General features: G+C 62.1%; 18 protein-coding genes, 1 tRNA gene and 2 pseudogenes. 8 read left to right on the forward strand and 13 right to left on the reverse strand.

Going from position 1 to position 25,170, the window contains the following annotated elements; translation table 11 throughout:
- The 3 genes and pseudogenes from AC04SG_RS04335 to AC04SG_RS04345 form a co-directional block, all read right to left on the reverse strand.
- Positions 1 to 191: pseudogene (locus tag AC04SG_RS04335) on the reverse strand (adenylate/guanylate cyclase domain-containing protein); the annotation flags it as partial.
- 346 nt (positions 192 to 537) lie between these two features.
- Positions 538 to 1,269 (reverse strand): class I SAM-dependent methyltransferase, encoded by a 732-nt coding sequence (locus AC04SG_RS04340; RefSeq protein WP_488550057.1) that lies wholly within the window; start codon positions 1,267 to 1,269, stop codon positions 538 to 540.
- A gap of 38 nt (positions 1,270 to 1,307) precedes the next feature.
- Positions 1,308 to 3,296, reverse strand: a complete 1,989-nt coding sequence (locus AC04SG_RS04345; RefSeq protein ID WP_488550058.1) for a long-chain-fatty-acid--CoA ligase — start codon at positions 3,294 to 3,296, stop codon at positions 1,308 to 1,310.
- Between the two features lie 476 nt (positions 3,297 to 3,772).
- On the opposite strand from AC04SG_RS04345, the gene AC04SG_RS04350 reads away from it, so the two are divergent.
- From AC04SG_RS04350 to AC04SG_RS04370, 5 genes are read left to right on the forward strand one after another with little or no spacing between them, the layout of a single operon-like run.
- Entirely contained in the window at positions 3,773 to 5,371 is a 1,599-nt protein-coding gene (locus tag AC04SG_RS04350) for an ABC transporter substrate-binding protein (RefSeq protein ID WP_203277786.1), read from the forward strand.
- A gap of 47 nt (positions 5,372 to 5,418) precedes the next feature.
- Positions 5,419 to 6,426: an ABC transporter permease subunit gene (locus AC04SG_RS04355; protein WP_488550059.1), complete on the forward strand. Its 1,008-nt coding sequence runs from the start codon at positions 5,419 to 5,421 to the stop codon at positions 6,424 to 6,426.
- A gap of 26 nt (positions 6,427 to 6,452) precedes the next feature.
- Positions 6,453 to 7,337: an ABC transporter permease subunit gene (locus AC04SG_RS04360; RefSeq protein ID WP_436261874.1), complete on the forward strand. Its 885-nt coding sequence runs from the start codon at positions 6,453 to 6,455 to the stop codon at positions 7,335 to 7,337.
- Positions 7,337 to 8,182, forward strand: a complete 846-nt coding sequence (locus tag AC04SG_RS04365) for an ABC transporter ATP-binding protein (RefSeq protein WP_112560673.1) — start codon at positions 7,337 to 7,339, stop codon at positions 8,180 to 8,182. The genes AC04SG_RS04360 and AC04SG_RS04365 overlap by 1 nt, the downstream gene beginning before the upstream one ends.
- Positions 8,182 to 9,012: a dipeptide ABC transporter ATP-binding protein gene (locus tag AC04SG_RS04370; RefSeq protein ID WP_488550060.1), complete on the forward strand. Its 831-nt coding sequence runs from the start codon at positions 8,182 to 8,184 to the stop codon at positions 9,010 to 9,012. Before AC04SG_RS04365 ends, AC04SG_RS04370 begins: the two co-directional genes overlap by 1 nt.
- A gap of 120 nt (positions 9,013 to 9,132) precedes the next feature.
- Here the strand turns inward: AC04SG_RS04370 and AC04SG_RS04375 are convergent, their stop codons facing one another.
- From AC04SG_RS04375 to AC04SG_RS04395, 5 genes are all read right to left on the reverse strand, one after another.
- Positions 9,133 to 10,929 (reverse strand): ABC transporter ATP-binding protein, encoded by a 1,797-nt coding sequence (locus tag AC04SG_RS04375; protein ID WP_488550061.1) that lies wholly within the window; start codon positions 10,927 to 10,929, stop codon positions 9,133 to 9,135.
- On the reverse strand, positions 10,929 to 11,975 hold the full coding sequence (locus AC04SG_RS04380; protein WP_488550062.1) for a glycosyltransferase family 2 protein: 1,047 nt from the start codon (positions 11,973 to 11,975) through the stop codon (positions 10,929 to 10,931). Before AC04SG_RS04380 ends, AC04SG_RS04375 begins: the two co-directional genes overlap by 1 nt.
- Entirely contained in the window at positions 11,972 to 13,081 is a 1,110-nt protein-coding gene (locus tag AC04SG_RS04385) for a glycosyltransferase family 2 protein (protein WP_488550063.1), read from the reverse strand. Before AC04SG_RS04385 ends, AC04SG_RS04380 begins: the two co-directional genes overlap by 4 nt.
- Positions 13,078 to 14,253 carry an acyltransferase family protein gene (locus AC04SG_RS04390; protein WP_488550064.1) on the reverse strand — a complete coding sequence of 392 codons (1,176 nt, stop codon included), beginning with the start codon at positions 14,251 to 14,253 and terminating at the stop codon, positions 13,078 to 13,080. The genes AC04SG_RS04385 and AC04SG_RS04390 overlap by 4 nt, the downstream gene beginning before the upstream one ends.
- Positions 14,254 to 15,440: 1,187 nt before the next feature.
- The gene (locus AC04SG_RS04395) at positions 15,441 to 16,349 is read right to left on the reverse strand and encodes a LysR family transcriptional regulator (RefSeq protein ID WP_488550065.1); all 909 of its coding nucleotides are present in this window, start codon (positions 16,347 to 16,349) and stop codon (positions 15,441 to 15,443) included.
- A 788-nt stretch (positions 16,350 to 17,137) separates the two neighbouring features.
- Here AC04SG_RS04395 and AC04SG_RS04400 point away from each other — a divergent pair.
- Positions 17,138 to 17,548, forward strand: a pseudogene (locus tag AC04SG_RS04400) (phosphorylase family protein); the annotation flags it as partial.
- Positions 17,549 to 17,576: 28 nt separating this feature from the next.
- On the opposite strand, the gene AC04SG_RS04405 reads toward AC04SG_RS04400, so the two are convergent.
- Positions 17,577 to 19,115, reverse strand: coding sequence for a winged helix-turn-helix domain-containing tetratricopeptide repeat protein (locus AC04SG_RS04405; RefSeq protein ID WP_488550066.1), 1,539 nt, complete (start codon positions 19,113 to 19,115; stop codon positions 17,577 to 17,579).
- A gap of 166 nt (positions 19,116 to 19,281) precedes the next feature.
- Here AC04SG_RS04405 and AC04SG_RS04410 point away from each other — a divergent pair, with 166 nt between their 5' ends.
- Complete coding sequence (locus tag AC04SG_RS04410; protein WP_488550067.1) at positions 19,282 to 19,500, forward strand: hypothetical protein; 219 nt, start codon at positions 19,282 to 19,284, stop codon at positions 19,498 to 19,500.
- 427 nt (positions 19,501 to 19,927) lie between these two features.
- Here AC04SG_RS04410 and AC04SG_RS04415 read toward each other — a convergent pair.
- A tRNA-Thr gene (locus AC04SG_RS04415) sits at positions 19,928 to 20,003 on the reverse strand.
- 353 nt (positions 20,004 to 20,356) lie between these two features.
- Here AC04SG_RS04415 and AC04SG_RS04420 point away from each other — a divergent pair.
- Positions 20,357 to 21,604: a hypothetical protein gene (locus AC04SG_RS04420; protein WP_488550068.1), complete on the forward strand. Its 1,248-nt coding sequence runs from the start codon at positions 20,357 to 20,359 to the stop codon at positions 21,602 to 21,604.
- A gap of 38 nt (positions 21,605 to 21,642) precedes the next feature.
- Here AC04SG_RS04420 and AC04SG_RS04425 read toward each other — a convergent pair whose 3' ends face one another.
- From AC04SG_RS04425 to AC04SG_RS04435, 3 genes are read right to left on the reverse strand one after another with little or no spacing between them, the layout of a single operon-like run.
- Positions 21,643 to 22,461, reverse strand: a complete 819-nt coding sequence (locus tag AC04SG_RS04425) for an isocitrate lyase/PEP mutase family protein (protein WP_488550069.1) — start codon at positions 22,459 to 22,461, stop codon at positions 21,643 to 21,645.
- 42 nt (positions 22,462 to 22,503) lie between these two features.
- Positions 22,504 to 24,102, reverse strand: coding sequence for a cisplatin damage response ATP-dependent DNA ligase (locus tag AC04SG_RS04430; protein WP_488550070.1), 1,599 nt, complete (start codon positions 24,100 to 24,102; stop codon positions 22,504 to 22,506).
- 1 nt (position 24,103) lies between these two features.
- A complete protein-coding gene (locus AC04SG_RS04435; RefSeq protein ID WP_488550230.1) occupies positions 24,104 to 25,114 on the reverse strand; it encodes a ligase-associated DNA damage response exonuclease in 1,011 nt (336 codons plus the stop codon).
- Between the last annotated feature and the right edge of the window lie 56 nt (positions 25,115 to 25,170).

The raw sequence follows: 25,170 nt of genomic DNA on the forward strand, positions 1-25,170 counted from the left end.
CTGGCGAATTCGACAAGTAGGCTGTCGCCAGCGGAACCGACGATGCGTCCGTGCGACTCTGTGATCTTGGGCTCGATCACTTCGGCGCGCAGCCTCTTAAGATGCGCAAGCGTGCCAACCTCGTCGGCTCCCATGAGGCGGCTGTAGCCGACGACGTCGGCAGCAAGGATTGCGGTGAGGCGTCGCTCCATGCTTGTGTCCTGCCTCTCCCGTAGGTCGAAGCTCCGGGTGGCGAGCGTATTCCAGTCCTACCTCGAATGCGAGCGTGCAGTGCCGGCGCCGACAGCGATCAACTCACCACGTCCCTTGGGCCATTCCTCACACGGCGTCGTTATGGTCCGATCGCCGGTGCTGCCGAAGGGCTACTTTGGGTCATGGCCGTGAATTGACCCGGAGCAAGCGAGCTTCCGCTTAGGGTCGACTCTAGCCGTAGCGCGAAGGTCAGGTTTGGAGAAGCGCCGGGAATGGCAGCTACTGGCGCATAGCTCCCGTTCTCCTCGCGCGAGGCATAGGTCCGCCATGAGGTCGGATCGTCATTCAGAGTGATTTGGTTTTGATCTTGGCGCTACGATCATCCGGCTCGAACGCGAAGACACCGCTCGGTCTGGTCTCAGCACCCTTTGCGTCGCCGAAATCCGGCACCTGATACTCCGCCAGCAACCGCAGTCTTGACAGCGGCAGGTCGTTGCGACGGGGATCGCCGACCAGCACCTCGATGCCGGCTGCCAGGCAGCGGTCGAGGAATGGGATAACCCGCAGGGCAACCTCGCGATCGTAGAACACGTCGCCTGCGAGCACGACGTCGACCGCCGGCGGCAGGCCCGTGGTGATATCCTGGTCGAGAATGGTGATCTCGACACCGTTGGCCGCCGCGTTGAGGCCGATTGCGGCAACGCCGTTGCGGTCGATCTCGGCCGCCATCACCGCGCTGGCGCCGGCCTTCGCGGCGGCGATGCCGACGAGGCCGGAGCCGGCGCCGAGATCGAGCACGCGGCGGCCGACCACGCTTTGCGGCTGGCTGAGTAGATAGCGCGCAAGTACCGCGCCGCCGGCCCAGGCATAGGCCCAGTAGGGTGGCTGCGGTTCGGGCGCATCGTCGTCCGGCTCGACCGCATCGTCGTCCGCGCTTTGATGCGGATCGACCAGCCGCCTCAGGCCACTTCCGGGATGAGCCGTATAGAGCTGGATTTCAGGAAGCGCGGGAACGGGCGCTAGCCGCAGGTTTGCTTTGATGAATGTTGCCGGGTCGGGACGTCGTCCGACGTCCACGATCCCGCCATCGCCAGCACCGTCCCGCAAATCATCCACTATTCCCGCAGCGCCCGGCGCAAAATCTTGCCCACCGGCGTCTTCGGCAGTTCGGTCCGGAACTCGATGTATTTCGGCCGCTTGTAGCCGGTCAGGTTCTCGCGGCAATAGGCGGTCAGTGCCTCGACGGTCAGCGCCGGGTCCTTCTTGACCACGAACAATTTTGGCACCTCGCCCGAATGCTCGTCCGGCACGCCGATTGCCGCCACTTCCAGCACGCCCGGATGCTGGGCGACGACTTCCTCGAGCTCGTTCGGATAGACGTTGAAGCCGGAGACCAGGATCATGTCTTTCTTGCGGTCGACGATCTTGGTGTAGCCGCGCTCGTCCATGAAGCCCATGTCGCCGGATTTGAAGAAACCGTCCTTGGTCATCACCTTGGCGGTCTCATCCGGCCGGTTCCAGTAACCGGCCATCACCTGCGGCCCGCGGATGCAGATCTCGCCGACCTCGCCCAGCGGCAGATTGTTGCCGTCATCGTCGCGGATGACGATTTCGGTCGAGGGCAGCGGCAGGCCGATCGTGCCGGTGAAATTGCTGTCGCTGAACCTGTTGGCGGTGGCCACGGGCGAGGTCTCCGACAGCCCGTAGCCCTCGGTGATCGAGTTGCCGGTCAACGCCTTCCAGCGCTCGGCAACCCCCTTCTGCACCGCCATGCCGCCGCCCAGCGTCATGATCAGCGGTTTGAAGTCGAGCTTGCGGAAATCCTCATTGTTGAGCAGTGCGTTGAACAGCGTGTTGAGGCCCGGGAAAATGTGCATCGGGTATTTCTGCAGTTCCTTGACGAAGCCGGGTATGTCGCGCGGGTTGGGAACCAGCACGTTCTGGGCGCCCTGCTGCATACCCATCAGCGCGTTCACCGTCAGCGCGAAGATATGGTAGAGCGGCAGCGCGCAAATGAAGTTGAGATGCGCCGGCTTCGGCTTGATCGCGTAGGCGTCCTGCAGCCACAGCGTGTTCTGCGCCACATTGGACAGCACATTGGAGTGGAGCAGCACAGCACCTTTGGAAATCCCCGTGGTGCCGCCGGTATATTGCAGGAAGGCGACGTCGCTTGCTTCCATCTTGGCTGGCTTGAAGGCGATACCGGCGCCGGCCTTCACGGCTGCATTGAACTTGACATGGCCGGGCAGCGACCAGGACGGCACCATCTTCTTCACCCGCCGCACGACGAGGTTGACGATCGTCCCCTTGAGGCCGCCGAGCATGTCGCCCATTGCCGCGACCACTACATGCTTGACCGCCGTCCTGGCGATCACCGCGTCCAGGGTGCTGGCGAAATTCTCCAGAATGACGATCGCCTGCGCACCGGAATCCTTGAGCTGATGTTCGAGCTCGCGCGGCGTGTAGAGCGGATTGATGTTCACCACGACATAGCCGGCGCGAAGCACAGCCATCATCGCCACCGGATATTGCAGCACATTCGGCATCATCAGCGCCACGCGGGCGCCCTGCTGCAGACCCTTCGATTGCAGATAGGCGCCGAAGGCGGCCGATTGCCGCTCGAGTTCGGCATAGGAGATCGACTTGCCCATGCACACGAAAGCCGGCTGGCCGGAAAACTGTTTGCAGGCGCCGACCAGGAAGTCGCCGATGGAACTGTAGGGCAGGGCTCCAATCTCGGCCGGCATGGCTTTCGAATAGCTTTTGAGCCACGGCTTGTCCGGCAAGCCTGCGGCAAGCGCCGTCAGCGTCTTCGGCAGTTTTTTAGCGGGGCTCGGCGCCGGTTTTGAGGCCGGCTTTGCCGCCGCCGTTTTCGCTGCAGGGCTGGCGGCAGGCTTTGCAAAAGGTGCTGTCTTCGCGGCCGCGGGCTTGGTCGCAGGTTTCGCTGCCGGCTTGGCGCTTGCCTTCGCCGGCGCGCTGGCTGCCTTGGGCTTGGCGGCGGTCTTGGCCGGTGGCGCTTTCGGCTTGGCGGCAGCAGTGGCGGGTTTTGAAGCAGTTGCCGCTTTTGCTTTCGCCGGGGCCGTTGTCTTTGTTGCTTTTGCCACCTCTAGCCTCCCTCAGTCGTTCGTTGCCTGCTCCATGCTGCACCGCCTCGGCGTTGTGAGGCGTCCTCCGCTGCAGCGATGTCGCGTATTCCGGGAAATCCGGCGTGTCATCTATCTATTGCGACTATCGGCGGCCGTGCAAGTCTTGCCCCGACGGCAGGACGGCAAAGATTTGCCGTCAAAACCTGTCCCGCGCTGTGGCCTTAGGCACTAGCTTGTCGCGATGGCATGAGGGACCCCAGGCCCGTGGATCATTGTTCCAGCGATATCGGTCATCAATGAAAAAATGCGGTCGTTAACAATCCCGTGATTAGCAGATTTTGCTATTTATTTCTGAAATCGAGCAAAAGGCGAGAAATATTTTCTGCTTACGGTGGGGTAGGCAAACAAGGTGTTCCAAAGCCGGAAAAACGGTGCTTATATGCGCGCTTCGCGAGCCTGATAGAGGGGCTTGGAAGAACATCAGGGAGTGCTCAATGAAAAAGAAACTGACTTTTGCAGCCGCGTTGCTGGCTGCAAGCGTCCTCGGCGGCGTGGCCAATGCCAAGACGCTGGTCTACTGCTCGGAGGCCTCGCCGGCCAACTTCGACCCGGGTACCACGACGGGCGGCAACGACTTCGATGCCTCGTCGCGTACCGTCTATTCGCGCCTGGTCGAATTCAAGCATGGCGGCACCGAGATCGAGCCCGGTCTTGCCGACAAGTGGGAAATCTCCGACGACGGCCTGGTCTATACTTTCCACCTGCATCCGGGCGTGAAGTTCCAGACAACGGATTTCTTCAAGCCGACGCGTGACCTCAATGCAGACGACGTCGTCTTTTCCTTCGATCGCCAGTTCAACAAGGAAAACCCCTGGAACGGCGAAAAATACCTGCCGAACCTGACCTGGGACTACTACACCGGCATGGACATGCCGAAATACGTCGCCAAGTGGGAAAAGGTCGATGACCTGACCGTCAAGCTGACGCTGACCGAGCCGAACGCGCCGATGCTGGCCAATCTCGGCATGGACTTCGCCTCGATCGTGTCGAAGGAATATGCCGATCAGCTCGAGAAGGAAGGCAAGATGGCCGACTTCTCGACCAAGCCGATCGGCACCGGTCCATTCCAGTTCGTCGACTACCAGCTGGATTCGGTGATCCGCTATGCGGCCAACCCGGATTACTTCAAGGGCAAGGAAAAGATCGACGATCTCGTCTTCGCCATCACCCCTGACGCGACCGCCCGCATCCAGAAGGTGCTCGCCGGCGAATGCGACATCGCGCCCTATCCGAATCCTGCCGACATCGGCACGATCAAGGCCAACGCCGACGTGACCCTGATGGATCAGGCCGGCCTGAACATCGGCTATATGAGCTACAACACCACCATCCCGCCGCTCGACAAGCCTGAAGTGCGCCACGCACTCAACCAGGCGATCGACCGGGCGTCGCTCATCAAGTCGCTGTTCCAGGACGCCGGCGCCACGCCGGCCGAAAACCTGATCCCCCCGACCATGTGGTCATGGAACAAGGACGTGAAGTCCGACGCCTATGATCCGGAAGCGGCCAAGAAGGTGCTGGCCGATGCCGGGCTGAAGGAGATCCAGCTCTGGGCCTCCGATCGCGTTCGTCCCTACAACCCGAACTTCCAGCGTGCCGCCGAGCTGATCCAGGCTGACTGGGCCAAGGTCGGTGTCAAGGCGGAGATCGTCAGCTACGAGTGGACGAAGTATCGCGAGGAAGGCAAGAAGAAGGAACGCCCCGGCGCCTTCCAGATCGGCTGGACCGGTGACAATGGCGATCCGGACAACTTCTTCGCCACGCTGTTCGCCTGCTCGGCCATCGGCGTGTCGAACTACTCCAGCTGGTGCGACAAGGACTTCGAGGACCTGATCCAGAAGGCCAAGAAGACCAGCGACCAGGCCGAACGCACCAAGCTCTATGAGCAGGCGCAGGTGGTCTTTGCCAAGCAGGCTCCGGCCTTTCTCATGGCACACAGCCAGGTTTACGCAGTCGTACGCAAGAATGTCAGCGGCTACATGATGGATCCGCTCGGCATTCATCGCTTCGACGGCGTCGACAAGGCCGAATAGAACTGTTAGGCGGGCGGCGCGCAATCAGGCGCCGCCCCCTTTTCAAGATGCTCCGATATCTCCTCAACAAAATCGCCTTGGTGCTCCCGACGCTGATCGGCATCACCATCTGTGCCTTCGCTTTTGTCAGGCTGCTGCCCGGCGATCCCATCCTTGCCATGGCCGGCGAGCATGGCGTGTCGCCCGCGCGCTACGAAGAACTGAAGGAGCAGTTCGGCTACAATCTGCCGATCTGGCAGCAATATGCGCATTATGTTCGCGGTGCCGCGACCGGTAATTTCGGCGTGTCGATCTCGTCCAAGCGCCCGGTCATCGAAGATTTCATGACGCTCTTCCCGGCAACCATCGAGCTCTCTGTCTTTGCCATGATCTTCGCCATGCTGCTGGGCATTCCCGCGGGCATCTTCGCCGCGGTCAAGCGCGGCTCGTGGTTCGACCAGGGGCTGATGGGCACAGCCCTTGTCGGCTATTCCATGCCGATCTTCTGGTGGGGCCTGCTGCTGATCATCTTTTTCTCCGGCTATCTCGGCTGGACCCCGGTTTCCGGCCGCATCGGCCTGCAGTTCTTCATCAAGCCGATCACCGGCTTCCTGACCCTCGACAGCCTGCTCTACGGCAAATGGGATGCTTTCCGCTCGGCATTGAGCCATCTGGTGCTGCCGACAATAGTACTCGGCACCATCCCGCTGGCGGTGATCGCGCGCCAGACGCGCTCGGCCATGCTCGAAGTGCTGGGCGAGGACTATGTGCGGACCGCCCGCGCCAAGGGGCTGTCGTCGTCCCGCGTCATCGGCGTGCACGCGCTACGCAATGCGCTCATCCCGGTGGTCACCACCATCGGCCTGCAGGTCAGTACGCTGCTCGCCGGCGCCATTCTCACCGAAACCATCTTCGCCTGGCCGGGCATCGGCAAGTGGATGGTCGATTCCATATCCAAGCGCGACTATGTCGTCGTGCAGTCGGGCTTGCTCTTGATCGCCCTTATCGTCATGGCCGTGAACCTGATCGTCGACGTGCTTTATGCCGTCATCAACCCGCGCATTAGGGCAGCGTGATGAGCCAGTCGACCGAAATCGCCCCGATGGCCGCTGGCAATCCTGATCGCCTGACCGGCTTCAGGACCTTCTGGCACTATTTCTCGGTGAACCGCGGCGCCGTCATCGGCCTGTTCGTCTTCATCCTGCTGGTGCTGGCAGCACTCTTTGCGCCGCTGCTGGCGCCCTATGCGCCCGACATCCAGGACAAGACCGCTTTCTTGCGGCCGCCGGCATGGCAGGCGGGCGGCAGCGCGCAATATCTGCTTGGCACCGATGCGGTCGGCCGCGACATGCTCTCGCGCCTGCTCTATGGCGCGCGTTTCTCGCTGCTGATCGGCGCCGTCGTCGTCACGCTGGCACTTACCGGCGGCATCACGCTCGGCCTGCTGGCCGGCTATTTCCGCGGCTGGGTCGACGTGGCGATCATGCGCGTCATGGATTTGATCCTGTCCTTCCCGTCGCTGCTGCTGGCGCTGGTTCTGGTCACCATCCTCGGCCCCGGCCTGTTCAACGCCATGCTGGCCATTGCGCTTGTCCTGCAGCCGCATTTCGCGCGCCTGGTGCGCGCCGCTGTCATGGCCGAAAAGAGCCGCGAATATGTGGTCGCTGCCAAGGTTGCCGGCGCCGGACATATCCGGCTGATGCTGCGCACCATCCTGCCCAACTGCCTGGCGCCGCTGATCGTCCAGGGCACGCTGTCTTTCTCCAACGCCATCCTCGAGGCGGCCGCTCTCGGCTTCCTCGGCCTCGGCGCCCAGCCGCCGACGCCGGAATGGGGAACCATGCTCGCCTCGGCGCGTGAATTCATCCTGCGCGCCTGGTGGGTGGTGACGTTCCCCGGCCTCGCCATCCTCATCACCGTTCTGGCCATCAACCTGATCGGCGACGGCCTGCGCGATGCGCTTGATCCGAAGCTGAGGAGGTCGTGATGGCGCTGCTCAACATCCGCAATCTCGTCGTCGAGTTCCAGACCGCATCCGGCCCGTTCCGCGCGGTCGACGGCGTCTCGCTCCATGTCAACGAACGTGAAGTGCTGGCCATCGTCGGCGAATCCGGCTCCGGCAAGTCGGTGTCGATGCTGGCGGTGATGGGCCTGTTGCCGTGGACCGCGACGGTCACTGCCGACGAGATGAGCTTCAACGGCCGCGACCTCCTGAAGATGAGCCCGGCCGAGCGCCGCAAGATCGTCGGCAAGGACATGTCGATGATCTTCCAGGAGCCGATGGCCAGCCTCAATCCGTGCTTCACGGTCGGCTTCCAGATCGAGGAAGTGCTGCGCTTCCATATGGGCATGGACAAGGCCCAGCGCCGCGAGCGCGCCATCGAGTTGCTGACGCAGGTCGGCATTGCCGAGCCGGCGGAACGGCTGAACTCGTTCCCGCACCAGATGTCGGGCGGCCAGTGCCAGCGCGTCATGATCGCCATCGCCATCGCCTGCAATCCGAAGCTCCTGATCGCCGACGAGCCGACCACCGCCCTCGACGTCACCATCCAGAAGCAGATCCTCGATTTGCTGGTCTCGCTGCAGGTCAAATACGGCATGGGCCTGATCATGATCACCCACAATATGGGCGTCGTGGCCGAGACCGCCGACCGCGTCATCGTCCAGTACAAGGGCCGCAAGATGGAAGAGGCCGACGTGCTGTCGCTGTTTGAATCGCCGAAGAGCAATTACACCCGAGCGCTGTTGTCGGCGCTGCCGGACAACGCCGTCGGCGACAGGCTGCCGACCGTCTCAGACATGCTGTTCGAACCGGCCGCCGGAGTCGCCTGATGAGCATCAAGGTCGTCGAAGGCAAGAACATCAAGCGCGACTATCACGTCGGCGGCGGCCTGTTTCGCGGCGCGCGCACCGTGCCTGCAGTCAAGGGCGTTTCGTTCAGCGTCGACAAGGGCAAGACGCTGGCCATCGTCGGTGAAAGCGGCTGCGGCAAGTCCACGCTGGCGCGCATTATCACGCTGATCGATCCGGCAACGTCGGGAGAACTGTTCATCGACGGCAACAAGGTCGACATCGCCAGGAGCGGGTTGACCAAGGAGATGCGCCGCAAGGTGCAGATCGTCTTCCAGAACCCTTACGGCTCGCTCAATCCGCGCCAGAAGATCGGCGATGTTCTGGGCGAACCGCTGCTGATCAACACCGACAAGCCGGCCGAAGAGCGGCGCGACCTCGCCATGAAGATGCTGAAGAAGGTCGGCCTTGGAACCGAGCACTACAACCGCTACCCGCATATGTTCTCGGGCGGCCAGCGCCAGCGCATCGCCATTGCCCGCGCGCTGATGCTGAACCCGAGCCTTCTGGTGCTCGACGAGCCGGTTTCCGCGCTCGATCTGTCGGTGCAGGCGCAGGTGCTCAATCTGCTCGCCGACTTGCAGGACGAGTTCCAGCTGACCTACGTCTTCATCAGCCACGATCTGTCCGTGGTGCGCTACATCGCCGACGATGTGATGGTGATGTACTTCGGCGAGGCGGTCGAATACGGCTCGCGCGAAGAGGTCTTTGCCGACCCCAAGCACAGCTACACCAGGACGCTGTTCGCCGCGACGCCGCGCGCCGACGTCGCCTCGATCAAGGCCAGGTTGGCCAAGAAAAAGGCCGCCTGACCTCCTGGCAATTGCTTTTGCACAATCGGGAATGCGTCGCGGCGGTGGTTTGCCGGCAGGATTGATCGCAATCCGCGAGCTGCCGGGCGCAAGCCGCGTCGCAGATTCGGGTGCGCCCCATCACTCACCCGCTCCGTGTTGGTAAAGCTCGTCCATGCTGAGCTTTGCCAGCGTTGCGAAGGGGGCCTGTTTCTTCACCCGACCGCGGCTCAAGATCACCACGTCGTCGCAGAACGAGATGGTGCTGTGGTGATGACTGATGACAATGGTGGTGCGGCGGCCGGCCCGTGACTTCAGCGTCTCGACAATAGCGGCTTCCGACAACCCATCCACCGCGCTGGTGGCTTCGTCGAGGATGAGAATATCGGGATCGCGCACCAGCGCCCGGGCCAGGGCGATCCTTTGCCTTTGTCCGGCTGACAGGTTGATGCCCCTGTATCCGACAAGTGTCGCGTAACCCAGCGGCAGGTGCTCGATGAATTCATGTGCCTCGGCCAGCCTTGCGGCCTGCATGGCGTCGCTGGCCGACGCCGTGTCGTGGCCGTAGACAATGTTTTCAAAAATGGTGCCGTCGACCAGCTCCAGCTCCTGGCTGGCCAGGGCAATGTTCCGCAGCCACTGCCTTGGGTCGATTTCACCCAGCGGCGCCCCATCGACGAGGATCCTGCCGCAGTCGGGTTCTACGAAGCGGCACAGGAGATTGACGATCGTCGTCTTGCCGGCGCCCGAGCGGCCGATCAGCGCCGTCGAGCGGCCGCTGCGGATGTCGAACATCGCCTGATGCAGCACCGCCTCGCGCGCGTCGGGGCCGGACAGGGCACCGGAATAGGCGAAGCTCACATCATCGAAGCTGATCCCTTGGCGCAAGCCCTCGAACGGCAGGCTGCCCTGCGGCGCCTCGGGCTTGTCGGAAGGATCGAGCAGCCATTGCACCTCCTCCAGCGAGCCGCTCATGCCTTGCAGCTGACTCCACGACATCTGCAAGGCGCGCATATGCGGCTGCAGCCGGTAGAGCAGGATGAGGAAGGCAACGGTCAGCGGGAAGCTCACATTCGCCAGCCAGGCTCCGATCACCACCGCCAGGAACAGCATCGCGTGCAACACCTCGGTCAGCGGCGGCAAGACGCCCTGGCGGATTGAAAGCACGAAAGCCGCCCGCCGCACCCCGTCGGACGCTTTGGCGAAAATCGCCTTTTCGCGGCTCTCCTGCCCGAAGATGCGGATCAGGCGCCCAGCATGCACCAGATGCAGCATCTGCGACGCGAGTGCGCTGTTGCGCGAGACGACGCTGCGGCTCGGCGCCTTCAGATTGGACGACAAAATCCCGTGCGCCAGCTGGACAAGTGCCAGCCCCAGCGTCACCAGCAGCGTCATCTGCCAGGACAGGAGCAGGAGGAAGGCGAGCAGGATGACGGCGGCCGAGGCGCTGACGATCGCGCCGAGCAGGGCCTGGATAGCGTCGGACGCTCGCCAGGATTCGTTGGAGATGATGTTGAGCAGCCGTCCGGGGCTTTGCTGCAGGAAAAAGGGATAGCCGACCCTGAGCAACTGCTCGGACAATGCGCTGCGGATCGAATAACCTGCCTTGCCGTAGATGAAACTGGTCAGCAGCGTGTTGGCGAAGGCAAAGACATTCTTCAGCACGATCGAACCGAGGATGGCGGCCGAAATGGCGATCAGCCGCTCGCGCTCGCCGAGGTCCGCTCCAACCTGCTGGAGGAGGGCGGAGAAACCGGCCATGCCTGATGTTTCGCCACGCCCCATAATGATGCCGAGCAGCGGAATGATGAGGCCGATGCCGAGGCCTTCCAGCGCGGCGCCCGCAAGCCCGAGCCCCACCACGACGGGAACGAGCCGCAACAGCCTGCCACCAAGCGCGCGGCGCAGCATTGGCAGGGCTGACGGAATCCGTGACATTATCGCGCTCTGGCCTCCGCATTGGCTTCGCAGGCTTGCCGGTCCTGGCGCAACGGCAACCGTTTTGGCCATCCCATCATGACGAGCAGCGCAAATCTGGCGGCACCTGCCAGATTCATGACGACAATAGGCCAGTGCGACAGATCGAGGTCGCGGTCGAAGCGAGGACGTCCCGCCAGTTCCTTGAACGCGGCCCGCGCAGACCAATAGACATGGCGAAGCAGCCACGGGGCGTGGCGGGCATGTTTCAGGCAGAGCGCACCATTACCGAGGCTATAGTCGCGGTGCAGCCGGTCGATCGATTTGCGGTCTCGCCGGCCGTGATGATGCAAGACTGTCATGTCGGGCACATACTCGACCGGCATGCCGAGCAGCATCGCCCGTACGAGATAATCCGTATCCTCAGCCGAGCGTAGCGGGCCGCCGGCGCCGAAGCGTTCGTCGAACGGCCCGATGCGGGCCGCGACGTCGCGGTGCATGGTCATGTTGCAGCCGAGCACGAAGCCGCCCGGGTGTACCGCCGGGGTCAGCCGCTCGCGTGCCTCGCAGCGCTTGATGGTGAAGGGCAGGTCCCGGGCATCACCGAGCTCGACGCGGCCGCCGCGGATCAGCCACTTCTCGCCGCTCCGGTAGTGCCGTTCAAGGTCGCGGAGATAGTCGCGATCGAGTTTGCAGTCATCGTCGATGAAGACCAGTACGCGGCCTCGCGCTCGCGCCAGTCCGGCATTGCGGGCAGCGGCTAGTCCGGGACGGGGCTCCGAGACGGCTGTGACTGGGATGTCTGAAGTTTCGGCGATACCCGCCAGCCGCTTTGAGGTGCCGTCCCGTGAACCATTGTCGACCACCACCAACTCAGCCGCGAAGGCGGCGTGCGCCCGGCATGCAGCCTGGATCGACGCTATGCAGGCCTCCAGCACAGCGGCGCGGTCGCGCGTGCAGACGATGAAGCTGACCTCAAGCGACGGCCGCTCCGATCGGGGAGTTGTTGGGACAGGCGCACTTGCAAACGGGTGATCGCGCAGCAGAGGGTGGGGCCTGTCGGTCATACCAGTCCTCGCTGATAACGCGCCAGCACCGCTTCGGCCGGCGTGGTTTTAAAGAAGTATTCCACCGCGTCCGCCCGCTTTCCGGCCGCTATCGAGGCCAGGCTGAGCCAGGGCGCCCAGACCCCGGGACGCAGCGCATATTGTTCGCGGCGCCGGATGAAGTTCCATCTCGCTGTCCGCGTCAGCAATTCGTGTGTCAGCGGCGGTTCTCTTTCGTCGCCGACGAGCTGGTAGAGGAAATAGAACAGGTTCAGCGCGCCGGCCTCGAAGATTGGCCGTGTGCTGGCCGGCAGCGCGGAAATCCGCTCTTCCAGCGCACGGATGAAATCGGCTGCGCGCGCAACCGTGTCGAACGAAACGGCCTCGCCGATGTCGCGCAGATCCGCAGTGGCTTCCGCGAGACCCTCACGTTCGAGATTTTCGGCCACAATTCGCAAATGCGTCCTGCGCATTTCCTTGGCATGCCGCATGGTCACGCTTCCCGCATGGACCCGATAGATGAGCAGGTTCTCGGGCGAGATGGTCGCCGGGAAACGGCCGGCAAGCCGCCTGAAGAGATCGAAATCCTCGGCGTGCCTGTATTTGGGGTCGTAATAGAGATCGTTCCCTATGACCTTCCTGTTGTAGACCACCGTCGGATGCATGAATATCGTAAAGAACATCGACAATATGTCGAGCCGGCCGGATCGGAACACCGGGTCGGGTCTGCCCTTGGCGATACGGCCGTGAAGCAAGGTATCGACGCCGGCGCCGCAGAAGCCGAGCTCGGGCCGCCGCTCGAACAGTGCCACCTGGCGCGAGAGGCGCCAGGGATAGGCAACATCGTCCGCATCCATTCGCGCAACCAGCTCGCCCTGGGCCAGTCGGAGCCCTTCATTGAGGGTGGCGACGAGGCCGCGGTTTTCACGTGAGATCACAGAAACGCGATTGTCGGCCCGGCGGTATCGTTCGAGGATATCGAGCGAATTGTCAGTCGACCCGTCATCGATAGCGATGACCTCCAGGCGATCGTAGTCCTGCCGCAGGATGCTCCCCAGCGCAGCGGCGAGATAAGGCCCGGCATTGTAGACCGGCAGCAGGACGGAGACGAGCGGCGCGGCGGTCATCTCTGCGCATCCGTTCGCTGGAGGTCGAGCGCGGCGCGGCCATCGGGGGATCCGCTGGGATAGGCTTCCGCCCTGCCGAGCCAGACGGCATCGCCGGCGCGTGCCTGGGAGCGGCGGCGCGCGACATAGGGGAAGCGGCGCTTGAGGCCGTTGAGCGGCCTTTCGAAAACCGTCCACGAGATCGAAGCGACGGCGATCGTGGCGGCGCTCGCGACCAGGAACCGCCCTGGCCCCTGCTCCGAGACATTGAGTGGTATCCAGGGCTGTGACTTGACGGCGAGCGACAGAAGGATCGGATGGTAGAGATAGACGCCGTAGCTGATGCGGCCCAGTGACAGCAGCGGCGGCAGTTCGAAAACCCTGCCGAGGGCGCCGCCAAGACCGGCTGAACAGGCGGCGACAACGGCCACCAGCGGCACCAAGGGCAGGATCTCCAGCAGCGCCCAGCGGGCCCATTCCAGCATGGGATCGGCCGGTGCCGGGACAAGCAATTCAATCGCCAGAAAGATGGCTGCAAGGGCTGGCCAGCCTAGCCGCATCCATTGCGGCAGGCCAGCGCCTCTGATCCGCCAGCAGGCAAGCAGAGCACCCAAGGTCAGCGCATCCATCGATGCCGGTGGCAGCAGGTCGCGCGCCAGCGCCGGGTTGGCGGTGATCGGCCAGTAGAAGCGATAGGCCAGCGACAACAGGATGACGCCGATAGTGATCGCTTCCACGCGCCGGCGCGGTGCGAGAAGCACGGCCAGCGGCCAGGCGATATAGAACTGCTCCTCGATGCTCAGGCTCCAGAAATGACCGAGTAGCCAGGGTGTCCATTCGTTGCGCAGCGCGTACCAGAAATTCGACAGGTAAAGCGCATGCCAGGCGAGCGATCCGCTGGACCGCTCCAGATCGGTCAGCCAGACGAACCCGAGCACGGCGAAATAGGGCGGGAATATGCGCAGCGCGCGCCTGATGTAGAAGGATCTCAAGGCAGGACCGGCTTCGAATTCGGCCGCGGCGCGGGCTTCGAGCAGCAGTCGGGTGATCAGGAAGCCGCTCAGCACGAAGAACAACCGCACGCCGATATGGCCCCAAAAGGAGGACCCGTTGGGTGCCAGGAAATGAGAATAGAGAACCATCGTGACAGCGATGGCGCGCAGCGCGTCCAGCTGATTGTCGCGCGCGACCATCAGCCATTTCCGCCGGTCTGAGATCTCCGATGAAGCCGGCGGCCCGCCATTCCGGGTCTCAGGTCTGCCAGCGTTGACAGTGCGCCGACAACATCAAGCCCGCACCTGCGCGAGGCAGCCTCGAAATCGATAGTGGCCAGCGAAAAACTCAAGCTGGTCACCTTGGCGGAATCCTCCACGGCGCACGTCCTGGTACTGAATCCCCCAAGGAAATGGTGTAGCCGGGCAATGGTGCAGTGCAACACAAAATATCTTCCGAACTGTAATATTTATGTGAGTGAATGCTTAAAAATGGATATGATTGGCAAATGCGCGGTGTCGTTGACGGATTTTCTCGCGCGCCACGCCCGTCGGACGAGTTGTATCATATCACTAAGACCCGGTTTAATTGCATGCCTGGAATCTGTATTGCTTGACGTCTTCAGTAGGCTATTAAAATATCTTAAGAAAATTGGTTCTGTATTTTATGATTGAAGTTTATATTGACGAATAATCGGCAAAATCGAAACTATTGATTTTGCGCGACGCAGCATAATCGATGGCCAAGCGTCTGACGACGCAGTCCTTCCCGATAGCGCGACAATCCCGGTGCTGGAACAGAGAACCGGAGACATTCGCACCAGTGGCGGCAGCCATATGGCGCATGTCGACGCGGGCAGGGAGGCGTTTGCGTAGGGAGTGACGTGGATTGGCCTTGCGGCGGCCGTCGCGCGCTTGCGTCGGATGGGGAACTGGTGCCGCTTAGGGGAATTTACATACGACCTCAGCGTGTATCACCGCGTGTCATATTGCAATATAACGCAGACACTTAGCCCATTTCTCGTGTCTCACACTGTCGCAATCGATTGCAACCTATCATGGAAGAATAGGCGGATTTTACGGTGGTTAGTGATAGGTGAAATTTGGGAATTTTGAAGAGGTGGATGCCATGCGCGCCCTCAAGCGGATTGAAGGGTCCACCACGCGCTGAAGCCTGCATTGGATGATGCGCTTTCGTCGTGACTTCCACGCCGCTTCAGAAAGGATCGGTATTGCACTGGTGGGCTTGGCGGCCTGTTAGCATTGTCTTGGGCCGACAAATGGCCGGACAGTGCCGCCTCACCCCTCACGGTGCGTCTACACCGGCAACGCTTGCAACCACGCGACAGCCCTTTTTCCAGGTGCATCAAGCTGTGTGGCAGGTGCCATCACGACACGTCATACTGCTGCGCCAGCGAGGCGAAAAGCTGGTCGGCGAAACGGGCAGCGGCCACCGGTAGGGTGCGGCCCTTGAGTTGGCCGACATAGAGCATGCCAGCGGGCACGTCGCGCGGGTCGAGCGGCCGGGAGGTCATGTCACCGGTCATCGCCTGGTGGGACAGGCCAATTGGGAAATGGAAGGTGATGATATCCTCCGAGATAGCGTGGTTGCGCAGGAATTCGAAGCTGTCCGACTGAATCACCGGCTCCAGCTGCAGCGATGACGATTGCGCCCCGATGTCGAGCAGGTAGCGCACGCCGTAACTTGATGTGGGAAGCGCGATTGGATAGTCGAGGCAAGCGCGCAACCGCACCGTCTCGTGAGAAGCCAGCGGATGATCGGGCCGCATAACCGCATGCACCGGCTGGTGCACCCGCATCAGCGTCATGAAAGCAGCCAGCCGGGTTGGCTCGTAGACGATGGCGATGTCGGCCGTGTGATCGACCAAGGCGCGCTCGGCCTCCTCCCGGTCGCGCAGGTGCACTCCGAAGGTCACATTCGGATGTTCCTTGCGGTAGAGTGATATCTGCATCGGCAGATGGTAGGGCAATAGCGCCTGGCTGCAGGCGATCGCCACATGGCCGCGCCGGGCGCCAGCAAGGTCTGCAATCTGCGATTTCACGTGCTCCATATCGGATAACTGGTTGCGCATGTGCTGCACTAGAAGTTCGCCGGCGCTGGACAATCGCACGCCGTGAGGCAGTCGCTCGAAAATCGCAACGCCCAGTTCGGCCTCCATCGCCAATATACGCCGGTTAAGCGCCGTCGAGGTTATGGCGAGCAATTCCGCGGCGGCGCGGATCGAACCGGTCTTGGCCACCACATCGATATAGTGAGCGGAGTTCAGGTAACGCATCGGCAGCCTCCGGCATCACCGCTGCAATTCTTGCAGCAGGCTGAACAAAACATAGCACAAGACAGCAGCACCGTCATCGGCATAATTAGACCTGTCGACATATGAGTGGAGAAGTATCTTCAAGAGACATTGATCATTCGAAATCAATGAAGCCGGTGCAATGGAATTCGTTCCAGTTCCTTAAGTAAATCATAAATCAAAAAGGAGAAATCATGCGCTACATATCGTTTGTAAGCTTAGTTTCTCTCGGTTTTGTTGCCATTATAAATGTATCGGCGATTGCCGCCGAGCAATGCAACGACACGAATGAGTCATCGAGCCTACCATGGTATATTCATCAATGTAGTGTGACTTCCAAGACCAATATCGATGAAAGCGTCCTAGCAGACGCCGGAGAGCGTAAAAGCTGCGGTTCGGATTGTGCGCAAGTCTACAGTATGTGCAAGCCAAGCAGGGGTAGAGACTGTCGTCAAGAATACAAAACCTGTTCTTGGAACTGCATCTTTGATGCGGAAACAACGATTAGCCAGTAGAGAAAATCTGACATTTGAAATCTATGTGCGGAATTCTTATCGACCGTTTAGTGCGCGAGTCGGACGGATGCGCGCCGAAATTACCATAACTGTTTCGCCCGCCGACCGCTGCGTGTGCACAAGGAGGCTTCTTCCTTGTCAAAAGAAAGGGGCGCGCCGTTGCTCTGGCCTTGTTCCTCTATGCATTGTTCATCGCGGGAATCACTTTTGCTGCCAGAATCGGGATGAACGATGGCGGAAGGAATATTTTTCTTGCCCTACTTCATCCTCATCGACCGCGCGCTTCGTGATGAAGGCACCAGCTATCACTATCTGCCGCCGTCGCGATTCAGCGTAGCGCCGGAAAGCGTTCTCCAGAGACTCGGCGGTCGCTTTGCCGATTTGCGCTCGCCGGTGCTCGTCGGCCCGACCTGGACCACCGATGCACCGTTTCGCGAAACGCAGGCCGCGATCGATAGCATGCGCGCCGAGGGTATTCTGGCGGTCGAGATGGAAGCGGCGGCGCTTTGCGCCTTTGCTGCGGCTCGGCAGCGCAGCGTCGCGTGTTTTGCGCACCTAACGAACCAGATGGGGCAGGTTGACGGGGATTTTGAGAAGGGCGAAGCCGACGGTGCGACGGCTTCGCTGGCTCTATTCGAGCACACGGTGACGGCGCTCGGTTACTGATTAGGGTGCGTACTCACAATCCGGTTCTCTAAGCGTTGCTCGATCGATGTCCGCTTCGCTCCGAATGCGACTGCGGCGCGGCCCGCTCCTGAAGGCCGGCCTTGCGGAGATTCTTTCGAAAATGCTCAAGGTAAGCGGCATCACCATAGGGCGCGAGCTTCGGATCGGTCCATTTTTCCAGCGTGGCGCCTGCATCGAGTTCGAGAGCGTGTTTCACCGATTTCTGGGCCAGTTGCTGGTTCCCGACGGCAGCGAAGCTGGCAGCCTGATAAAGACGCATGACGGCGCTATCCAGCGAGCGCAGGCAGGCGAAGGTGGCGATGGCCTTGTCATATTGGCGGGCATCAAAATAGATCTGGCCCAATTGGGAAGTGTACCATTCGTAGTGAAAGGGATTGAGGCGCATGGCCTTTAGCGCGTGCTCGATGCCTTCTTCCGCCCTGCCCGCATAGCTCAGGCAAAGCGCGTAGTCGGTCGTCACGTCAGCGTCGTTGGGATTGCATTCGAGGGCCTTCCGAAAGGCCTCAAGTGCCACGCCGTGATTCAATGTATACAAATGATAGTTGGCGAACGCCCAAAAGGACCAGGAATCGCCGTCGTCGCAGGCAATCGCCTCGACCGCCCATCGGCGGGCCAGTTCTATCGAGACGTCATGGTCGTCGGCCCAGCCGCAATAGGCGTCGACCGTGTGACTCATAGCCATTTTGCTATAGGCCTTGGCAAGTCTCGGATCACATTCGATTGCCCTGGTCAGATGCTCCCTGGCAAGGATCTCTCCTTCCCTGGTTAAACGACAGACATCTATGGCGCGCTGTAGATGGTCCAGGGCGACGAAACTCTCGAGTCCGGCGGATTTGCTTCGGTGGCGCCAGGCCTTGCCGAGCCTGCCGCCGTAGCCGGACGCAAGCGTGCCGATGATCGTCCCGGTGATTTCGTCCTGGACCGAGAAGATATCCGTCAGTTGCCGGTCATAGGTCTCGGTCCAAAGCTGCCGGCTCTCGGTTCCGTCGACAAGTTGGACCGAGACGCGGATGCGATCCCCAGCCTTCTGAACACTTCCCTCCAGGATGTAGCGAACCGCGAGTTCACGCGCGGCCTCGGCCGATGTCACCGGCCGGTTCCGGTACGCCAGGGTCGAAAACCTGTCGATGACGAACAATTCGTGAAAGCGCCCGAGATTGGCGACGATGTTGAGCGTCAATCCTTCGCAGAAAATATCCTGCGTCGCATCGCCGCTGAGATTGGCAAAGGGTAGGACGGCGACGGATGGCTTGGCCGGCATCGGGGTTTCGCCGGTAGCAGCGATGGGTCGGGGACCGGCATATTTGTAGCCCCGGCCGTGCACGGTCATGATCATGCCGGTGTCCAGAGTCTTGCGAAGCGCCGAAATGTGAACCTGCAGCGTGTTCTCCTCCACGCTTACGCCGGGCCAAACCGCATCGAAAAGTTCAGTCTTGCCAACGACCTCATCTGGCCTCTCGAGCAACATGGCGAGAATGTCGAAGGATCGTGCCGAAAGCTCTACCGGCCCCTTCGGCCCCAACAGCAGCCTTTCGGCTCGCTTCAAACGATAGTTCGCAAACTCCAGATCCATTGGCCGAGAACCCATCCCTCGCGAGCAGGATAATCCAAGATGATCCTGAAGGCGAACTTCAGGACTGTTCAGGACTCTTCAGGTCCAAGCCAAGGACCTGAGTGGAAAGCGGTGTCATTCTCGCAATCACAGGGACGCCATGACCGATATCTCCGCCAAAGCCCCGATCACCATCCGTCGCCTCAGCCTGCCACGGCCAAGCTTCCCCAGCCTCGAATTTGGCGCGTCGCTAAGGGAAATATTCAGTTTGTGGAACGATGCGCTCAAACTCGCCTATATGGACCCCTACACCAGTCTTCGCCGCCAGCCGCAGGTCGCTCCGGACGACGATCTCAAAGGCCGGAATCCAAGCTGGTGACCTGCAAGTCTCGGCCGAGTGGTCCAGCGCGAGCTTCCAGGCGGCGCGGGATAACTGGTCATTGGTGACTGGGCCGAGCCAACAGCAACCCCGGCCAAGTCCGCTATACGCCCAGGGCACATACGCCCTTGGCAGCACTCGCAACACGCCGGATCCTGCTCAATCTAGATCCGCTGCGGCAAAAGGGACCGACGAGCGCCACCGTCGTCTTCGGCCAATCCGTACTCCAATCGGCTGCTTCGCCCACGCCGAATCGCGATTGGCGCGGAGCGTCGAGGCCAGGAACTCCGCCGCTGCTCGCCATCCGTATCCGGTAGCCAGCATTTTTCTGGAGACAACGCGCAGACAAAGGCTTGGCCGAAAGCGATGTCTCCAACTCGATCGCCCGGATGGTTGGATCTAGGCGCTTGATTTTCCTTAGAAAATCTGGTGCCGCTTAGGTGACTCGAACACCTGACCCCATCATTACGAATGATGTGCTCTACCAACTGAGCTAAAGCGGCCCGGGAAGCGCAGGGCTTCCAAGATCGGCTGGGTGATAGACTCAACCGGCCGCTAATTCAAGATGGGCAACCGCGATTTCAAGGCGGTATCCGGCAAATCGTCCCGGCATTTCCCGTTTGCGCTGGAGGGAGCCACGTCTCGTTTCGTTTTTCGATCGCGTGGGATAACCTCGGCGGTCTGCGCGTAAATTGCCCGGGAAGGTGACGAAACAGGCTGATTTTATTGTTAAAAACCCTGGAAATTGGCTTTCAACGCCCCGCCGAGGCAGAATGCGGACGCTCGCCCGTTGATTGATTGGCCGCCTGCGGCTAACGATCATGGCAATGTGAGCGAACGGACAGGGGAAATTCGCTTGGACGCGATCGAAAAAGCGATCCGCAACGCCTTCGAGAAAGGCAATGCCGAGGACCGGGCGTTTCGCGAGAGGGTCTATCGATCGGCCTTCGCGGCGCTGGACCGCGTCCTTCAGGCCAATCCCGGCGTGACGGTGGAAGCCGCCATCAAGCGCCGCAAGGCGGTGCAGGAAAAGATCACCGAGATCGAATCGGAATTCCTGCCGGCGGTCCCCGATGTCGCCGCGCAGACGCAGAGCGCTGCGCAGACGCAGAGCGCTGCGCAGACGCAAGACGCTGCGCAGACGCAAGGCGCCGCTCAGGCTCAAGATACTGCGGAGACGCAAGGCGCCGCCGAAGCGCCTGCTGTCGATGCCCCGACAGGCGTCGCGGCCGGCCCGTCGCCGGCGATCGTCGTTGATGGGCCGGTTCAGCCCGATGCATCCGACGCGCCGCGCTCGCGCGTGCTGCCGGTCGTCCCCGACATCATGCCCGATGCTGCGTTGCCCCGCGCCCCGGCGATCGACATGGCCGATTCCGCGCCGGCCGAGGCCGCGACCGAAGTGGCGCCTGACCGCGACGAAAGGCGGATAAGAGGCCGCCGCCTGCCGCTGACGGCGATCTTCTTTGGCGTCACTTTGCTCGCCGCCGCCGGCATCGGCCTCTATTTCGCCGTCCAGACCGGCGTCTTCAAGACGCCGGCGCAGCTCGACACGGCCCCACCCGAGGCGCCACCGACGGTCGACGATGACGATTTCACGCCGCCCGCCGATACAAACGCGCCGCAGCAGCCTGGCGCGCCGCTACAGCCCGGTTCGGCCGAACAGACGCGCGACTGGATCAACGTGTTTACGCCCACCGATCCGACGCATGTCGCGACGCCTTCCGACGCGAAGGCCGATGTCGTGCAGGACGATACCGGCTCCTTCCTGCGCATCCGTTCCGGCGCTTCCGGCTCGGCCATCAGCTTCGATGTCGGGCAGGGCGTGCTGGAGAAGCTTGCCGGCAAGCATGCGGTGTTCGACATCGTCGCCCGTGCCGAGGACGGCAAGGACACGCAAATCTCCATCGACTGCAATTTCGGCGATCTTGGCGATTGCGGCCGCAAGCGCTATGCCGTCGGCCAGCAGCGCAACGAATATCTGTTCGACGTGAAGTTCCCCGACAAGCCCCCGGGCGCGGCCGGCAGCATCGCCATCAACTCCGACTTCGACAAGCAGGGCAAGGCGGTCGATATCTACGAGATCCGCGTCTCGATCGAACCGTAAGCCCGGCAGCCTGACGGGGTGGGCGCGGCTCCTGCGATCTAGATCATCGCTTTCGGGCTGCGCAGGACGCTCCAGGCCGGGGCGGATTCCAGCGCGGTGAAGTCGCCTGCCGCAATTTCCTGACAGATTGCCATCAGCGCTCCGCCGGCTGCGCGGGCAAGCGATCCACCGACGCTGATCCGCCGCACACCGGCTTGAGCAATCTGGTCGAGGGTCAATCCAGAGACACCCTGGCCGAGCACATGATTGACCGGAGCGCTGACTGAACGGCAGAGCTTCTCGAGGGACGCCAGGTCCGGCACACCGGGCGCATAGAGGACCTCGGCGCCGAGCGTCTCGAAGACCTTCAGGCGGCGAATGACTTCTTCGAGATCATAGGCGCCTTTGCCCAGGCCATCGGCGCGGGCGGTCAGCACGATGTTGTATTTTCGCGCGGCGTCAGTGGCGGCAGCCACCCGCGCCACCGCGCCGTCAAAATCGCGTATCGGCAGACCGGAATTCGGCTGCCGATCCTCGATGGACAGCCCTGCCAATCCAGCTTCCGCCGCGAGCCTAACGGTCTCGGCAACCCCCTCGGGCGTGTCTTCGTACCCGTCCTCCAGATCGGCGGTAACTGGAACATCGGTCGAAGCCGCTATCTCGGCGGCATAGGCCAGGCTCTCGTCGCGGCTGACGTCCAGCGCTCCGTCTTTCCTGCCTTTCGAGAATGCATAGCCCGACGACGTCGTCGCCAGCGCCTTGAAGCCCATGCCCGCCATCATCCGCGCGCCGGCGATGTCCCACGGATTGGGGATCACGAAGCAGCCGGATGCGTGAAGAGCGCGAAAACGGTTAACCTTGTCGGATCGGGAAATCATCTGCGCTCCTGCCTGGAATAGGATCTTCGTTCGGAATTACGTTTAGCGATCGAGCAGTGCCTGCAGCGTCTCGATGCGGTCGGCTTCGGCGGTCGGCTTGTCCCAGCGTAGGCGTGAGACGCGCGGGAAGCGCATCGCGACGCCGGATTTGTGCCGGGTCGAGCGGTTGAGGCCTTCGAACGCCACCTCCAGCACCAGGCCTTGCTTGCGGTCGGCGCGCACCGAGCGCACTGGGCCGAAACGCTCGACCGTGTTGTCGCGGACAAATTTGTCGATCTGCTTCAGTTCCTCGTCGGTGAAGCCGAAATAGGCTTTGCCGACCGGCACCAGTTCTTCCGCGCCTTCCGGCCCCGACCAGACGCCGAACGTATAGTCCGAATAGAAGCTGGAGCGCTTGCCGTGGCCGCGTTGCGCATACATCAGCACCGCATCGACCGTGTGCGGATCGCGCTTCCACTTGAACCACGGGCCTTTCGGCCGTCCCGCGAGATAAGGCGAATCCCAGCGCTTCAGCATCACGCCTTCGATGATCGGGTGCGGCGGTGCCCGGCGCAGTTCCTCCAGCGACAGCCAATCTGAAAATTCGACGAACGGCGAAAGATCGAAGCGGCTGGGGTCGAGCGTCTTGATGAAGGCTTCGAGGTGAACTCGTCGCTCGCGAAAGGGCAATGCGCGCAAATCCTCGCCGTCGATCTGCAGCGCATCGTAGCAGCGCATGAAGGCCGGATACTGTTGCTGTATCTTCGGCGTCACGCTCTTGCGGTTCAGCCGCTGCTGCAGGTCCGAAAACGTGCCCGTCGCGGCGGGTTCGCCGACCAGCAATTCGCCGTCGAGCGCGGCGGAAAAATTCATGGCTTCGGCGAGATCCGGAAAGGCGCTGGAGACATCGTCGCCGGTGCGCGAATAGAGCCGGCGCACACCGCCTTCGCACACAGCCTGGACACGGATGCCGTCCCATTTCCATTCGGCGGCATAGTCGGCCGGATCGAGCTTTTCGAGATCGCGGTCGCCGACCGGGTTCGACAGCATCACCGGGCTGAACAGGGCGAGCGCCGTCCGCTGCGGCTTTTCGGCCTTGCCCTCCAGCCAGGCGAACAACGAGATGTAAGGCGATGTCAGGCCGTGCCACAGCTCCTCGATCTCGGCGACGTCGACCTTGCCGAAATCGGCCAGCGCCTGTTTGGCCAGCCGCGCCGAAACGCCGATGCGCAAGCCGCCGGTGACCAGCTTGATGATGGCGAAGCGCGCCGAGATGCCGGCGCTGTCGAGCAGGCCGGCCAGCACTCTCGGCCCGTCGGAGCGGCTTGCCGCTTGCAATTTTGCCACCACATCGCCAAGCGTCGGCTCCCGGTTGGGGATATGCCCCGGCGTTTGCGGCCAGACCAGCGAGACCGTTTCGGCCAGGTCGCCGACATAGTCGTAGGAATAGCCGAACAGCACCGGGTCCATGCGCTCGGTGACCAGCGTGCGCAGCATGGCCGGCTTGACCGCCGCAATGTTGAGGTCGCCGGTAATCGCCGCCAGCGCTAGGCCGCGGTCGGGATCCTCGACGCTGCGGAAATAGTCGACCAGCAGCGTCAGCTTGCCGTTGCGCGACGGCGTCAGCACCAGGCGGTCGAGGAGTTCGGCGAAGCGGTTCAACTCAATCGCCCTCGTCCTCATAGCCGACCAGATGCAGCGGCCGCGCGGCGATGCCTTCCAGCTCACACCAGCGCACCAGCGCTTCCTCGCGGCCATGCGTTACCCAGATTTCGCCGGCGCCCGTTTCCTTGATGGTGGCGGTCAGCTCGTCCCAGTCGGCATGGTCGGAGATGATCAGTGGCAGTTCGACGCCGCCTTGCTTGGCGCGCTGGCGGATGCGCATCCAGCCCGACGCAAAGCACGAGATCGGGTCGGGAAAGCGCCGCGCCCAACGGTCGGCGAAGGCCGATGGCGGGCCGACGACGATGGCGCCGGTGAAATCCTGCTTGCCGCCGCTGTCCACCGTTGCCGGCTCCAGCGTGCCCAAGTCGATGCCCTGGCTCTGGTAATATTCGCTGAGTTTCGCCAGCGCGCCGTGGATGTAGATCGGCCTGTCGTAGCCGGCATCAAGCAGCAGCCGCATCACCCGCTGCGCCTTGCCCAGCGCATAGGCGCCAACCAGATGCGAGCGCTCGGGAAACTGCGCCGCCGATTTGAGCAGGCGGGCGATCTCTTCCGTGTCGGGTGGATGGCGAAACACCGGCAGGCCGAAAGTCGCCTCGGTGATGAACACGTCGCATTTCACCGGCTCGAAGGGTGCGCAGGTCGCGTCCTTCTGGCGCTTGTAATCGCCGGAGGCGACGATGCGCCTGCCCTTGTGCTCGACCGCGATCTGCGCCGAGCCCAGCACATGGCCGGCCGGATGAAAGGTAACCGTGACATCGTTCAGCGCCATTGCCTCGCCGAGGGCTGCGGCCTGCGTCGTCCCGGCAAAGTCCTCGCCATAACGCAGTCCCATAATGTCGAGCGTCTGTTGTGTGGCCAGCACCGAGCGGTGGCCGGAGCGGGCATGGTCGGTATGGCCATGTGTGATCAGGGCCCGGTTGACCGGCCGCACCGGGTCGATGAAGAAATCGCCGGGCGGGCAATAGAGGCCCTCCGGCCGGGGATGGAGCAGGTCGCTGGCGCGCATCCCGTCAAGATAGTGGCTAATTCCGGCGCGGGAAGCCTGTTGCAAGAGACTGCTGA

It is taken from the genome of Mesorhizobium sp. CNPSo 4684 (genome assembly GCF_057784315.1).

What these genes read in the sequence shown, in the direction of transcription:
- AC04SG_RS04360 (WP_436261874.1), top strand. Translation starts at nt 6,453, where the DNA reads ATGGCCGCTGGCAATCCTGATCGCCTGACCGGCTTCAGGACCTTCTGG.
- AC04SG_RS04390 (WP_488550064.1), bottom strand. Translation starts at nt 14,253, where the DNA reads ATGGTCGCGCGCGACAATCAGCTGGACGCGCTGCGCGCCATCGCTGTC.
- AC04SG_RS04350 (WP_203277786.1), top strand. Translation starts at nt 3,773, where the DNA reads ATGAAAAAGAAACTGACTTTTGCAGCCGCGTTGCTGGCTGCAAGCGTC.
- AC04SG_RS04370 (WP_488550060.1), top strand. Translation starts at nt 8,182, where the DNA reads ATGAGCATCAAGGTCGTCGAAGGCAAGAACATCAAGCGCGACTATCAC.
- AC04SG_RS04365 (WP_112560673.1), top strand. Translation starts at nt 7,337, where the DNA reads ATGGCGCTGCTCAACATCCGCAATCTCGTCGTCGAGTTCCAGACCGCA.
- AC04SG_RS04395 (WP_488550065.1), bottom strand. Translation starts at nt 16,349, where the DNA reads ATGCGTTACCTGAACTCCGCTCACTATATCGATGTGGTGGCCAAGACC.
- AC04SG_RS04380 (WP_488550062.1), bottom strand. Translation starts at nt 11,975, where the DNA reads ATGACCGACAGGCCCCACCCTCTGCTGCGCGATCACCCGTTTGCAAGT.
- AC04SG_RS04385 (WP_488550063.1), bottom strand. Translation starts at nt 13,081, where the DNA reads ATGACCGCCGCGCCGCTCGTCTCCGTCCTGCTGCCGGTCTACAATGCC.
- AC04SG_RS04375 (WP_488550061.1), bottom strand. Translation starts at nt 10,929, where the DNA reads ATGTCACGGATTCCGTCAGCCCTGCCAATGCTGCGCCGCGCGCTTGGT.
- AC04SG_RS04355 (WP_488550059.1), top strand. Translation starts at nt 5,419, where the DNA reads ATGCTCCGATATCTCCTCAACAAAATCGCCTTGGTGCTCCCGACGCTG.
- AC04SG_RS04425 (WP_488550069.1), bottom strand. Translation starts at nt 22,461, where the DNA reads ATGATTTCCCGATCCGACAAGGTTAACCGTTTTCGCGCTCTTCACGCA.
- AC04SG_RS04435 (WP_488550230.1), bottom strand. Translation starts at nt 25,114, where the DNA reads ATGCGCGCCAGCGACCTGCTCCATCCCCGGCCGGAGGGCCTCTATTGC.
- AC04SG_RS04410 (WP_488550067.1), top strand. Translation starts at nt 19,282, where the DNA reads ATGACCGATATCTCCGCCAAAGCCCCGATCACCATCCGTCGCCTCAGC.